This window comes from Phormidium sp. FACHB-1136, assembly GCF_014697375.1.
GTDB lineage: Bacteria > Cyanobacteriota > Cyanobacteriia > Phormidesmidales > Phormidesmidaceae > Nodosilinea.
The window spans coordinates 1-13,344 of the sequence record NZ_JACJRS010000129.1; the positions used below are offsets into that span (position 1 = coordinate 1).

Sequence of the window (13,344 nt, forward strand, 5' to 3'; positions counted from 1 at the left end):
TTGATAATCCACCGAAACCGCTGAATGTTGGCCTCAAGCTGGGTCATGTATTGTTGCTGTTGCTCAAGCTGATCGCGCAGTTGCGCTTGGGCCTGACCAGCGGCATCTCGTTCAGCCGCTAACTGTTGGGAGAGGCGCTGAATCTGTCCTTGGGCAGCCTCTAGTTGCTGTTGAGTGCAGTATGGTTCAGCCATTTACGCTTTCAATATTCTTAACGCCATTATGTTTTCAAGCCCTGGTGCATCGTCGTTACGTTGGCTAATGAATGAGATCTCCTCAAAATAATCGACTTTTTGTATAATTAAGCACTAATGCTCAACATCTGAGTGAAAGCCGTTGTGGAATGGTCGTGCGGTGGCTGAATACCTAAAATAGCCATTCCCCTTCGTTATAGATAAAGCTTTCCACAATTCGCAAGCCGGACTTCCTCATAGACAAAAAATAAAACCCTCCGCAAAATTACTCAACCTAGCGGTGGTCTACTTCGCGACAGCGCTGACTTACGGCGACTGGGGGATTCCGTCAGCGGCAAGTGTTAACTTAGATGAAGTAATCTGAGAGCGTCATGGTGACTGCGGCACGGGCCATTGAAGCCGTCTATCCCGACACCCAAGTGCAGTTGTGCATCGTCCATCTAATTCGGAATTGCCTTCGCGACGTGCCCTGGAAAGACCGAACAGTTGTCGTCGCTGACCTCAAGCCCATCTACCAAGCGGCAAGGCGATCTATACCACCTTCGCCCGCCGTTGGCCGATCTACGGCGAATCACTGGCTCCAGAAACATCTCAGGCAACTTTATCCCATTGCTAACATCTATGGGTATGATCGAAACATCGTTCCGGGTGGGCTGTCTCCACGATCCGATGGTTCGGTCGTGGGGACGTGCTGGTTCACGATTCCCTAAGCCGATGATTGCCCAGAGATTGTTGCCATGCCCGCCGTGCCCAAGCCCACTCCGCCCAAAAACAACCTATCCCCTGAGCCAGCATTGTCCAACTCTCCCGACAAGAAACCCGTCGCCGCCCCTAATCCTTGGGTGGAAGTCATGCAAACCATTGGCCTCAGTGTAGTGCTGGCCTTTGGTATTCGTCATTTTGTCGCTGAGGCCCGCTACATTCCCTCCGGATCCATGCTGCCCACTTTGGAGGTGAACGACCGCCTAGTGGTCGAAAAAATTAGCTATCGCTTCAACCCGCCGGAACGGGGCGATATCGTTGTCTTTTGGCCCCCCGATAGCCTCACCCCTCCCGGCAAACGTCGCGATGCCTTCATCAAACGGGTGATTGGCCTGCCTGGTGAAGAAGTGACTATCCGCGACGGCCAGGTTTTTATTAATGGCGAAGTCCTAGAGGAAAACTACATCAGTGCCCCGCCTGAGTATCAATGGGGGCCAGAGCAGGTACCTGAGGATCATTACCTCGTGCTAGGCGATAACCGCAACAGTAGCTACGACGGTCATGCCTGGGGCTTTTTGCCGGGTGAAAATATTATTGGTAGAGCGGCTGTGCGATTTTGGCCCCCCAGTCGCATCGGCTGGCTCGATACGGAGTAAGCGCTATCGAGAGCTTATTTCTTTACGGATCCCTAAAGGCTAGGATCTGACCCAAACTTGCGTCCAATCCATCCCACCACGCCGCTGGCAATGGCTCCGGCCATCAACACGCTAATGGCGGGCAAAATCAGTGGGTTCCAGAGGGAGTACCAGAGGTCTAGGCCCAAATTGAGGTTCATGCTGCGCCCCACCACCGCCGCCATAAACCAGGCAAAGGCCACTAGCACCAGCCCTAGGTCTACGACTAAAATCCAGCTAATCGTGCGCGAAATGATGTCCTTCATGGCAATTTGGGCAAGGTATCGACGGTATTTTCGTGTGGTTGGTTTTTAGTGTAGTTGATTTTAGCTTTCAGCCGATCTAGATCGTCATCGCCGATTTTAGGCAGATGCGGCTTCAGCCCCTCGCTGAACTGGCTAGCCCCAGAACAAATTGGCCGATTCACTCTGGAACCAGCCAATTGAGTCCTATGCAGCTTTTTCAACAATCGGTCGCCTCTGGGGGATACCCCCTAAGACTCATTGGATAACGCTTAATAACGTTGGGATCACAATCGACGGGACAGTTTCTCAGGGAATGAATTAAGTATTTATTCTCAGAGAATTCAGGTCTAGCCGACCTAGATCATGACATCACCGAGGGCGGCTTAATCTTGTTCCTGGGGCATCAGCAGGTTGTCGGGATCAACATAGTGGCAAACGGCGTCGTCCACGCAGATGAGCGCCCAACCAGAGGCATCAATGCTGACCAGGTTGTAGTCTCCATCCTGCACAAAGAAGCCTTTGTGGTTGCGGGTATCGGGCTTGATGGCTACGGAATTGTCAGACATGGCTACACACTCCAGGAATATCGACTAGCAATAATGAAGAAAAGCTTATGGCTTCGTTAGGAGAATCCTATCATCTCCTTCATGGGATTTTTATTAAGTAATTTAAGGGAATGTATAGAGACAAAACGAATTGAGATCCTATGACTCGAAAAAACTGACCTAAAAGCCCCTGGAAGGCCGATAAAGCCTAGGCGGGAACGAAAATTCTATCGTCAGCGAAAGGTTAATTTAAGTTATGTAACTTTTGCATCTTGCCTTCTCAGATAACAAAAACAAGCACAAATACTCATGCTGTATTCTTGATCTGGCAAGGGTTTGATGAAGATGATGGCCTGGATGAACGGAGTCTTTCAGGGTCTAATCCGCACAAATGCTTATCTGATTTTATGCATCGATCTGCATAAATACTTATCTCTTTATCGGTTTGCCGACCGCTTTCTAGACGGTGGTTGATAGGGGTAATCTGCTTTTAGGAATGTTCATCCGTCGGCCTTAGGATTCATGCATAAATACCTATGACCATGCATACGGCCTCACCTATAGGTGTACATGGACAAATACTCGTGTATAAATACTTATTCCTGTGGCTCCCAGTGTTCTAGCGCTACCAAAACTTGAGTTTGCGGCTGGCGTAGAGGCACATTTTTAGCAGCACTAGACCCTCTTTGACATGGGCGATGTTGGAACTGCCGTAGGTGCGGGGCTGGTAGCGGATGGGCACTTCGACGATGTGGAGGTTGAGTTTGGCGGCCCCGAACAGGAGATCGAAATCACCGAAGGGGTCGAAGTCGCCGAAGTAGGTGCGTCCGGCGGCGATGCGCTCGTAATCGGTGCGCCAGAGGACTTTGGTGCCGCAGAGGGTGTCTTTGAGGGGTTGCTCTAATAAAAAGGAGAACATCTGGGCGAAGGTTTTGTTGGCCAGGGTGTTCAGCCAGGGCATGGCCACCTTGGATCGGGGATACATCAGGCGCGATCCGTTGGCAAATTCCCCTCGGCCAGATCGCAGCACCTCCACGAAGTGGGGCAGGTCTTCGGGGGGAACGGTGAGATCGGCGTCGAGGATGATCAAAATATCGCCGCTGGCTTGGTCAAACCCTAGGCGCACGGCGTCGGCTTTTCCTTTGCCCGTTTGCTGAACCGCCTTGAGTTTGAGCGGCCCTCGGTCATGGGCGACCACGGTTTGGATGGTGGCCCAGGTGTCGTCTTGGGAATGGCCCTCCACAAAGACGACCTCGGTGGCGTCGCCTAGGGGCGGTAATCGGTCGATGGCGGCCTGGATGTTGCCGGATTCGTTGCGGGCAGGGATGATCACCGAACAGGTGAGGGGTTCTACGCGAGAGGGTTCTGGCTGGGGACGAGCCACCACGAAGTTCGTTAGGCAGAGGTGCTTGAGGATGGGCAGGGGAGCGAGGTAGCGGTTCACCCAGCCGCTGAGGCCGATCAGTCGTTTGGGCAACAGGAGGCGTCGGCCTCGCTTCAGAGGGGTGTATCCGGTGATGGTGAGTAGGTTGACTACGTCGTCCATGCCCAGCCAGTTTTGGGGCGGCTGGGGGCAGCGCTGGCCCAGGCGTTCGGCGAGGCGCAGGGCGGGTTCCCACAGGTAGTTGTGGAAGGTGAGGATGAGGCGGGTATGGGGATGGCAAAGGGGTCGCAGCCGTTGCAAGACGGCCTGAATATCCCCCAGGTAGCCGAGGACGCCGGAGATCAGAATGTAGTCGAACTGGCGGTGATCGGGGGCGAGGTGGGCCGGATCAAGCTGTTCGGCATCGAGGGGGTAAAAGGCGAGATTGGGGTGACGCTGGCGGGCCAAATCCACCATGGCTGGGGCAAAGTCGATACCAACGCCCACCGCTGGAGCCACGGCATTCAGCAAATCTCCGCCCCCACAGCCAATTTCCAGCACCCGGCTGCCGGGGGGCACCATAAACCGATGTAACCGGGCGAGGTCGTGGTAGTAGTAGCGATTACGCCGCTGCCAGGTCAGTAGATCTGGGGCCAATTCCTCGAAATAGGTTTTTAGATCCCGCTGAAAGCTGGCCTTGGGGGAGGGAATCACCGAATCGGAGGAAAAGGTTTGCCGCATGGGAGGTCGCCAGAGAAATTGCAGAGCCACCATCGAATCCGAGGCTTAGTAGATGACAAGCCCACCCTTGGGCCAAGATCCAGCCCTCACCCTAAAGCCCTCTCCCAATTTGGGAGAGGGACTTTGAAGTGCTTCCGGCTCCCCTCTCCCGCTCTGGGAGAGGGGTTGGGGGTGAGGGCGCATCATGTCAGGAGATCGTGTTTGTGCTCTGGTGAGGTCGCTAGAGATGTCATCGAATCCGAGGCTATGCTACCCGATTTTGATCCCCACCTGGGGCCAGCCTGAACCCGAACCTAGACAACCGGGTAGTGCATTAATCTACGGGTCAGAGAAAAAACAGCCAAAAACAGCAATCTACTGCCGTAAGGTCTCTAGGGTCGCCTGATTATTCTCTAGCCTGTACGAAATAGGACTACCGACAACCGTAGCCAGTTCTCCTCCAGGGACGGGCTGGACTGGTATAACTGTGGCTAGTCCTTGCTATTCCAGGGCCAATGCCCATGTTAGAGGCGATCAATCGACCCCGGTTGGGGTTTGTGGTGCAGTTGGTGGATGCCAATCTTTCCCTAGAGGAGGCCACCACGGAGGTGCAGTACCTCCAGGCGGATTTGCGTGCCCTCAGTGGGCTGGGGGGGCTGGCGATGGAGGTGCTGCGTCAACCCCAGGGGGAGGGACCATTTCAGCAAGACCGCTGGCTGGGGGTGAGGTTTGAAATTCCTGCGGATCGGCTGCGGGGGGTGGTGCGGCGGCTGTGTGATCGCTTAGAGGACTATCCCCAACTGACGCAGGTAGACGTTCGCTACGGGGTGGTGACGGTGCAAATGACGACCCGGGAGGCGGAGGATTTGGCCCAGATTGTCCGCTTGGCCGAGGACATGGTGGATCCTCAAAGCCTGTACCTGGCGAAGGCCCAAACCTACGGCCACAGCCACGGCGAATTTTCCCCCGCCGAGGAGGCCAATTTGGAGGCGTTGCGTCAGCGTCTAGGGCTGTCGGAACAGGAGGCCCAAGCCCTCAAGGCGGAAGTCCTTGGCCCCTACCAAACCCTGGCAGAAAAGGAACGCTACTTTAATCAGGCGTTGTTGGAGGAACTGACCCGCCAAAACCCTCTTTCTGAGGAGACCTGGGCCACTCTGGCGGAATTAGCGGAAAATCTAGGGCTGCCCCTAGCCAAGGCACAGCGCTTGTACCAAGATCAGCTCACCACCATTCAGGTACAGGCCGAAACGATTCGTCAACAGCAGCAAGCCGAGACCGAGGCCACCCGGCAATCTGCTCAGCAGGCGGAATTTCGCGATCAGTACCACGATCAAGCCCTCGAACGCCAGCAAAACCTCGGTCAATACCGCGATATGCTGCGCCAAGCCATGCAAACCACCCTCTACCCGCCAGATTTTGATCGCGGTCGTTTAGAACAGGCCCGCCGTTTGTGGGACATCGAAGCCGAGGAAGCCCTGCGGATCGAAGAGGCGGTGCGCAGTGAAATCTATGGGTCGATTCAGTCGGCACTGGGCATTGACTATGGTCGTCTGCGGCAGTTGTTGTGGTCGCAGCGTTGGCGCGAGGCCGACGAGGAAACGGAAAACGTCATCCTCAAGGCGCTACGGCACAACATGGAACCCTTGGATCGCGACGCGATTCTACAGTTGCCCTGTGTTGACCTAACTACCATTGATCGCCTCTGGATCCGCTACAGCAACGGTCGCTTTGGCTTCAAGGCCCAGGAGCAGGTGTATCTTCAGGTGGATCGTCGTCCGGTCGATTTTCTCCGCGCCCTCGATTGGCGCGGTTCTCGACTGAGCCTCACGGGCGGCATTAAGCCTTACAAAAGCTTACAGTTTAGTAGCAATGCCCCCTCTGGTCACCTGCCCACCTGGCGTTGGTGCTGCCCTAGCCTAGAAAATGGCTACAACGTCAGCGAGTCGGTGGTAGAAGCCTTCTTCCTGCACCTAGAAAAATGCTTACCCGTGGGTGGGCCACCCCCTTCCATGCCCATGATGGCTCTCAACCACGACCACGAGGCCACCCTACCCCAGATGGATCGCCCCTAAGGAGGCCGTGTGGTATCCCCCCAAGACTGGACGATGACCGACCTTGCCGCCTTGCTCCATGGCCAGGAGTGGCAAGCCGCCGACCAAGTGACCTACAACCTTCTGCTCGGTGCGGCCAACCGCCAACGGGAGGGTAGCCTCGCCCCCATCGACCTGGCCCAAATGCCCTGTGGCCTGCTGCACCATATGGACTGGCTGTGGGTGAATGCCAGCCAGGGGCAGTTTGGCTTTTCGGTGCAGCAGCGCATCTACCAAGCCCTCGACCAAACCTTTGACCCGGCCAGCCTTAGCCCCGTGAATCCCCATCCCTTTTGTCAGGCGGTGGGTTGGCTGATGGTGACGGTGCCCCGGCCCCTAGCCTTTTTCAAGTTCTACGACTTTCTCAACTTCAGTCTAGAGGCTCCCGCTGGGCATCTACCCGCCCTCTGGTATTGGCGGATGACCTGGATAGAATCCCTTCGTACCGGAGGTTTTGGCACCGGGCGCGGCGGTGGTTTTGCCGATTTGGCCCGGTTGGATGCCCTGATGCTGCGGATGGCTCGCTGTAGCCAGATGCCCTAGACCATCCCCGACCATAGCCTAAACAGGGCAATGACCAATGGCCCCAGCACCAAGGCGGGCAGAAAGGAGGCCACCCGAATCGGGGCAATTTCCAAGAGGCCCAAGCCAATGCCGAGGATCATCAGCCCCCCCATGCCTGTAATGAGCAGAATGTAGGGGTTGGTATCGGGATCGGGAATCGCCGCCCCCGACACACTGGCCAGCAGCGACAAACTGCCCTGCACCACCAGCACACTGAGGGCCGAAAACCCCACCCCCACCCCATAGCTCCCCGTCAGGGCAATGGAGGCCAGTCCGTCCATGGTGGCCTTGAGGGTAAGCAGGGTGTTATCCCCCGACAAGCCGTTGTTAAGACTGCCCAAAATCGCCATGGGGCCAATGCAAAACAGCAGACTCGCTGCCACAAAGCCCTCGGTAAACTGGCCACCCCCCTTCACCTGGGCCTTTAGCCAGTCTCCCAACCCCGCCAGGCGTTTTTCAATTTGGCCCCATTCCCCTAGCAGCCCCCCCGCCACCATCACCAGCAGCGCCAAAATAATGCCGTCTAGGGGGCCAACCTGCACCGCAGACAAACTGCCCGCCATGGCCACCCCAATTACCAGGGTCATCAACCCCACGGCCTGGGTAATCACCTGCTGCATGGCACGGGGCAAACGGCTACGCAACAACAGCCCCAAACTGGTTCCCGCGATCACCGTGGCTACATTAATCCAGGTGCCGCTGGTTTTGGCCCACAGGCTGAGCATAGAAACGTCCTTGGAACAGGGAAAACTAATGAAGGGCACGGGCAGACACTATCCGCTACGAGGCGATAGGCCACCGAAAAAAAGAGGATACAGCCTAGCATACGCCAGCCATGGCCATCCGGGATCCTAAAACACTGTATCTAGGGGGATCAAAACCTATCGTTATGACTTATTCGCTAGATGTAGCCCTCCAAATCCGCTACCCTTAGGGGCAGTGAGGCTGTTTTTTAACATCTCTGGCCTAGAAACTCGAGAATAAAAACAGTAACATAGTACTACTCAAAAACATCCTGCCATGTCCTTTGTTGGTCTCCACATCCACAGCGCCTACAGCCTGCTCGACGGGGCCAGCCAGCTCACGCCCCTAGTGGAACGGGCCAAGGAATTGGGGATGCCCGCCCTGGCTCTGACGGATCACGGGGTGATGTACGGCGCGATTGAGCTAATCAAGGTCTGCAAAGGCTCGGATGTGAAGCCGATTATCGGCAACGAGATGTACATCATCAACGGCGACATCACCCAGCAGCAGCGTCGCCCCCGCTATCACCAGGTGGTGCTGGCGAAAAATACCCAGGGGTATAAGAACCTGGTCAAACTCACGACGATTTCCCACCTCCAGGGGGTGCAGGGCAAGGGGATTTTTTCGCGCCCCTGTATTAATAAGGAGTTGCTGGAGCAGTACCGTGAGGGGCTGATCGTCACGAGCGCTTGTTTGGGTGGGGAAGTACCCCAGGCGATTTTGCAGAAGCGGCCCGATGTGGCACGGCGGGTGGCCCAGTGGTACAAGGATCTCTTTGGCGAGGATTACTATCTGGAACTCCAGGATCACGGTTCCCCTGAAGACCGGGTGGTGAACGTGGAGATCCTCAAAATCGCCCGTGAACTCGACATCAAAATCATCTGCACCAACGACAGCCACTACATTTCCTGTAACGATGTGGAGGCCCACGACGCGCTGCTCTGCATCCAGACGGGCAAGCTGCTGACGGAAGACAAGCGCCTTCGCTACAGCGGCACGGAATACCTGAAATCCGCCGACGAAATGCGGCTGCTGTTCCGCGATCACCTGGAACCAGAGGTGATCGAAGAGGCCATCGCCAACACCCTGGAAGTGGCCGACAAGGTGGAAGAGTATAAGGGCATCCTCGGCCAGCCCCGCATTCCCGATTTTCCCATCCCGCCCGAATTTAACGACGATGCCGGAGCCTACATGGGGCACGTCGCCAAGGAAGGGCTAATCAAACGGATGAAGGCCAACAGCTACGACGAGATCAGCCAGGACTACCGAGATCGCCTCGAATACGAAATCGAGATGATGATCCAGATGGGCTTCCCCACCTACTTCCTGGTGGTGTGGGACTACATCCGCTTCGCCCGCGACAACAACATCCCCGTCGGCCCAGGGCGCGGTTCGGCGGCGGGTTCCCTGGTGGCCTACGCCATGGGCATCACCAACATCGACCCTATCCACCACGGCCTGCTGTTCGAGCGCTTTCTCAACCCCGAACGCAAGTCGATGCCGGATATTGACACCGACTTCTGCATCGACCGCCGCGAGGAAGTGATCCAATACGTCACTCGCCGCTACGGCGAAGACCGAGTAGCGCAAATCATCACCTTCAACCGCATGACCTCCAAGGCGGTGCTAAAGGACGTGGCCCGCGTGCTGGATATTCCCTACGCCGAATCCGACCGGATGGCGAAGCTAATCCCCGTCGCCCGTGGCAAACCCGCCAAACTGAAGGTGATGATCTCCGACGACACCCCCGCCCCGGAGTTCAAAGAAAAGTACGACAAAGACCCCCAAACTCGCCGCTGGGTGGACATGGCCATGCGCATCGAAGGCACCAACAAAACCTTCGGGATGCACGCCGCTGGGGTGGTGATTTCTAAAGATCCCCTGGATGAAATTGTGCCCCTGCAACGCAACAACGACGGCCAGGTCATCACCCAATACTACATGGAAGATGTAGAAGCCCTAGGTCTCTTAAAAATGGACTTTTTGGGCCTCAAAAACCTCACCATGATCCAAAAAACCCTGGATCTCATCGAGTCTACCCACGGCATCAAAATCGACCCCGACGATTTACCGATGGACGATCCGGCCACCTTTAAGCTACTAGAAAAAGGCGATCTCGGCGGTGTTTTTCAGCTCGAATCTTCCGGAATGCGCCAGATTGTCCGCGACCTCAAACCCTCCGGTCTCGAAGACATTTCTTCGGTACTTGCCCTCTACCGTCCGGGGCCACTGGATGCGGGCCTAATTCCCAAATTCATTGACCGCAAACACGGGCGCGAAAAAATCGATTTCGCCGACGAAATTCTCAAGCCCATCCTCAGCGAAACCTACGGCATCATGGTCTACCAAGAGCAGATCATGAAAATTGCTCAAGACATGGGCGGCTACTCCCTCGGCCAAGCCGACCTGCTGCGGCGGGCCATGGGTAAAAAGAAAATGTCCGAAATGCTGAAGCACCAGGAAAACTTCGTCGGCGGTGCGGTCGAGCGTGGCGTTCCCAAAAAGGTGGCCGAAGAACTCTGGGATCAAATGGTGAAGTTCGCCGAATACTGCCTCAGCGCCGACACCGAACTGCTCACCGTGGAATATGGCCCCCTCACCATCGGCGAAATTGTAGAAAAACGCATCCCCTGCCAGGTCTTTAGTGTGGATGAGCACGGCTTTGTCTATACCCAACCTATCGCCCAATGGCACCCTCGCGGCCAACAAGAGGTGTTTGAATACCACCTTGACGACGGCACCACCATCCGCGCCACCGCCGACCACCAATTTATGACCACCACCGGAGAAATGCTGCCCATCGACGAAATCTTTCAGCGTGGGCTAGACTTGAAGCAAGTTGAAGCCCCCTGGCCCAAGGTGCTGCGGTGCGCGTGAGGCCATGTTATGCCCAGGCTAGACATCATTCACGATGCCGTCAAAAACGCCCTCATTCGGGATGGCTGGACAATTACCGATGATCCCTACGTCATTCAATATCGCAGAACTACTCTCTATGCCGACCTTGGGGCTGAACGCCCAATTGCGGCTGAACGAAGTGGCCGACGATTGGTTGTAGAGGTCAAAAGTTTTGTCGGTGCCTCTAAAATCCAGGATTTGAAAGAAGCTCTAGGACAATATGATATTTATCGCTATCTTTTAGAGGAAATAGCCCCAGACCGTAAGCTATACATTGCCATTAGCACAGCAACACACAAAACCTTATTTGCTCAAGATTTTGCCCAGCTTATTCTTCAAAAGCACCAACTACCTATCATCGTTGTAAACCTGGATGCGGAGGAAATCGAGCAATGGATAAACTAATCAAGTACCCTCAGATTCTTAAGGCGATTTTGACGAAACACGCGGAAATTTGCGATCATCATCCTGATCCTAACGTTGAGAAGTTGTTGATTTTGGATGAAGAAAGAGGTCACTATATTTGGATGGCTTTGGGTTGGCAAAAGGGAGAACGAATTGCGGGTATGACCATCTATGTTCGTATCCGCGATGGTAAAATCTGGATTGAAGAGGACTTGACTGAAGAGGGTGTCGCGACAGATTTAATCCAGATGGGAGTCCCTAAAGAGGATATTGTTTTAGCCTTCCATGAACCCAAAATGCGACAGTACACAGATTTTGCAATAGCCTCCTAAGAGGATTATGGCTCTTTTTAAGCAGCTTCTTAAACTTCATAAAGGCAATGTTCCTCTTGAGGATTTCTTCACTGAGATTGTTGCTTACGTTCTGTGCGAAAACAAAGATCTACTCTTTTCCTGGCTCAACTATAGCCATGTTCTAGAGTCGAGCAATTACGTAGAAGCTTGTGTCGTCACTCAGAAAACCTATAAACACCCTGTCACGGGTGACGAAAAGCGTCCTGATATAGTAATCGAGTTATCGAATGGTGAAAGCTATGATCTTGTATTTATTGAGAGCAAGATAGGATCATCCGAAGGCTATAATCAACTCCCCGACTACGCTGAAATCCTAGATTCTCTGACTGGATATCGATACAAACATCTGGTATATATCACCAGGAATTTTGAACCAAAGACAGAATCCTATGTTTTTCAAAATATCTCACAATCCGATGTTAAGTTTCAGCAGTTGCGATGGCATCAGTTTTATCAGTTCTTGCTCACGCAACCAGATTCTGAACTCAAACAAGAAATCACTACTTTTATGAAGGAATACCAAATGGCGCAAAACAACCAGTTTTCTTCGAGCAACATACTGGCACTAGCAAACTTTCCTTCAGCACTTGAGTTAATGGATCAAGTCATGTGGGAACGGCTAGTTCATGAATTTGAGAAGGTATCTGAAGATCGCAGAAGTTTGGCCTATAGAAAGCGTGAAGCGTTCATGAGAATGCGTCAGTATGGTCACTACACAATGGGTAACTGGATGCCTCAGGGGAAGATGGCATCCAACCTAGGCTTTTTTCTCAAAACAACGGACATATCAGAATATCCCATTCTTGGCCTAGAAATACTGGTTGCACCTAATTCTCCCACTAGAGTAGAAATCACTAAAAAGATGAAAGAAATCTGTATCCAGTACAACTGGAAATCCTATAATTTAGATGTGCCAGGTGTTTGGTCAGGCATTTCATGGAAGAAAAGTATACGAGATTTTCTGGCAACAGAGGATCATGTGGCCTCAATTGAGAATTTTCTTCTGGAATCATTAGATGAATGGCGAACAATAAGGCAATCATATCCTGAACTACCTTGGGTCGCAGCATCAGATAATGATATAGAAAGTGTACAGGAGCCTTGAGATGAGTGGACAAAATAGAGTTGATCAAGCCCAAGGACTGAAATCGTCGAAATACCAATAGAATTGACGCAATTTCAGCTACCGCAAGCTGTACAGGATCGCTTGCAGTTACTTATAGATTGCCAAGATGAAGGACATGATCTTTCTATAGCTGAACAATAAGAGGCAGAAGGTTTAGTTGAATTGGCAGAATTTTTGTCTTTGCTGCGTTGGCAGTCAACGCGAACTATGGAAGAAGTGTAAAGAGATTACAGTTATGCTTCAATCCATTGAAGGGATTTATCGCAACGACAAAATAGAACTACTCGAAGAACCGACTGCCTCTGAAGGGATGCGCGTAATTGTAACCTTCTTAGATAGTCGGCACTGGTCATTTCAAGGATGACAGCTAGAATGTACGAGTAGAGCGTCATTGGCCTATGCGTTGCCCTCACTGCCAGAGCGAAACCGTCGTCAAGAATGGAACCCGTCGTCTGCACGATAACCAGATCGTGCAGTACTATCGCTGCCGCCGTTGCGCTCACAACTTTAACGAACGCACCGGAACCCCGATGGCTCGCCTGAGGACGCCGTCTACTGTGGTTGAATACGCCCTCAATAGCCGTAGCGAAGGGATGGGAGTGCGGGCGACGGGGCGAGTGTACCACAAGTCCCATGCCACGATTCTACGGTGGGAAGAACGGTTAGCGCGACAGGGTGAGGCGTGGTCACCGCCTGCGCCTGAGGGGAGTGAGGTGACGTT

General features: G+C 53.7%; 12 protein-coding genes and 2 pseudogenes. 9 read left to right on the plus strand and 5 right to left on the minus strand.

Translation table 11 applies throughout. From position 1 onward, the window contains the following. The coding region (locus H6G62_RS23780; RefSeq protein WP_199325204.1) for a hypothetical protein at positions 1 to 194 on the minus strand (194 nt) is incomplete at its 3' end. 389 nt (positions 195 to 583) lie between these two features. On the opposite strand from H6G62_RS23780, the pseudogene H6G62_RS23785 reads away from it, so the two are divergent. Beyond that, positions 584 to 718 (plus strand): annotated as a pseudogene (locus H6G62_RS23785) (transposase); the annotation flags it as partial. A 213-nt stretch (positions 719 to 931) separates the two neighbouring features. Beyond that, on the plus strand, positions 932 to 1,552 hold the full coding sequence (gene lepB / locus H6G62_RS23790) for a signal peptidase I (RefSeq protein WP_190499839.1): 621 nt from the start codon (positions 932 to 934) through the stop codon (positions 1,550 to 1,552). A 32-nt stretch (positions 1,553 to 1,584) separates the two neighbouring features. Here lepB and H6G62_RS23795 read toward each other — a convergent pair whose 3' ends face one another. From H6G62_RS23795 to H6G62_RS23805, 3 genes are all read right to left on the minus strand, one after another. Further along, entirely contained in the window at positions 1,585 to 1,836 is a 252-nt protein-coding gene (locus H6G62_RS23795; RefSeq protein ID WP_190499841.1) for a hypothetical protein, read from the minus strand. A gap of 362 nt (positions 1,837 to 2,198) precedes the next feature. Then, positions 2,199 to 2,381, minus strand: a complete 183-nt coding sequence (locus H6G62_RS23800) for a hypothetical protein (protein ID WP_190499843.1) — start codon at positions 2,379 to 2,381, stop codon at positions 2,199 to 2,201. A 604-nt stretch (positions 2,382 to 2,985) separates the two neighbouring features. Next, entirely contained in the window at positions 2,986 to 4,464 is a 1,479-nt protein-coding gene (locus H6G62_RS23805; RefSeq protein WP_190499845.1) for a glycosyltransferase, read from the minus strand. A gap of 500 nt (positions 4,465 to 4,964) precedes the next feature. On the opposite strand from H6G62_RS23805, the gene H6G62_RS23810 reads away from it, so the two are divergent. Beyond that, positions 4,965 to 6,515, plus strand: coding sequence for a GUN4 domain-containing protein (locus tag H6G62_RS23810; RefSeq protein WP_190499847.1), 1,551 nt, complete (start codon positions 4,965 to 4,967; stop codon positions 6,513 to 6,515). A gap of 9 nt (positions 6,516 to 6,524) precedes the next feature. Further along, complete coding sequence (locus H6G62_RS23815; protein WP_190499849.1) at positions 6,525 to 7,076, plus strand: GUN4 domain-containing protein; 552 nt, start codon at positions 6,525 to 6,527, stop codon at positions 7,074 to 7,076. On the opposite strand, the gene H6G62_RS23820 is transcribed toward H6G62_RS23815, so the two are convergent. Continuing rightward, positions 7,073 to 7,822, minus strand: coding sequence for a DUF554 domain-containing protein (locus H6G62_RS23820; protein WP_190499851.1), 750 nt, complete (start codon positions 7,820 to 7,822; stop codon positions 7,073 to 7,075). The two genes, H6G62_RS23815 and H6G62_RS23820, sit on opposite strands and share 4 nt — an antisense overlap. A 295-nt stretch (positions 7,823 to 8,117) precedes the next feature. On the opposite strand from H6G62_RS23820, the gene H6G62_RS23825 reads away from it, so the two are divergent. From H6G62_RS23825 to H6G62_RS23845, 5 genes and pseudogenes are all read left to right on the plus strand, one after another. Beyond that, positions 8,118 to 10,718: a DNA polymerase III subunit alpha gene (locus H6G62_RS23825; RefSeq protein WP_190499855.1), complete on the plus strand. Its 2,601-nt coding sequence runs from the start codon at positions 8,118 to 8,120 to the stop codon at positions 10,716 to 10,718. A 9-nt stretch (positions 10,719 to 10,727) separates the two neighbouring features. Next, positions 10,728 to 11,144 (plus strand): XisH family protein, encoded by a 417-nt coding sequence (locus H6G62_RS23830; RefSeq protein WP_190499857.1) that lies wholly within the window; start codon positions 10,728 to 10,730, stop codon positions 11,142 to 11,144. Next, complete coding sequence (locus tag H6G62_RS23835; RefSeq protein ID WP_190499859.1) at positions 11,132 to 11,476, plus strand: XisI protein; 345 nt, start codon at positions 11,132 to 11,134, stop codon at positions 11,474 to 11,476. Before H6G62_RS23830 ends, H6G62_RS23835 begins: the two co-directional genes overlap by 13 nt. Before the next feature lie 7 nt (positions 11,477 to 11,483). After that, positions 11,484 to 12,602, plus strand: coding sequence for a PD-(D/E)XK nuclease family protein (locus H6G62_RS23840; protein ID WP_190499861.1), 1,119 nt, complete (start codon positions 11,484 to 11,486; stop codon positions 12,600 to 12,602). 419 nt (positions 12,603 to 13,021) lie between these two features. Next, positions 13,022 to 13,344 (plus strand): annotated as a pseudogene (locus H6G62_RS23845) (IS1 family transposase); the annotation flags it as partial.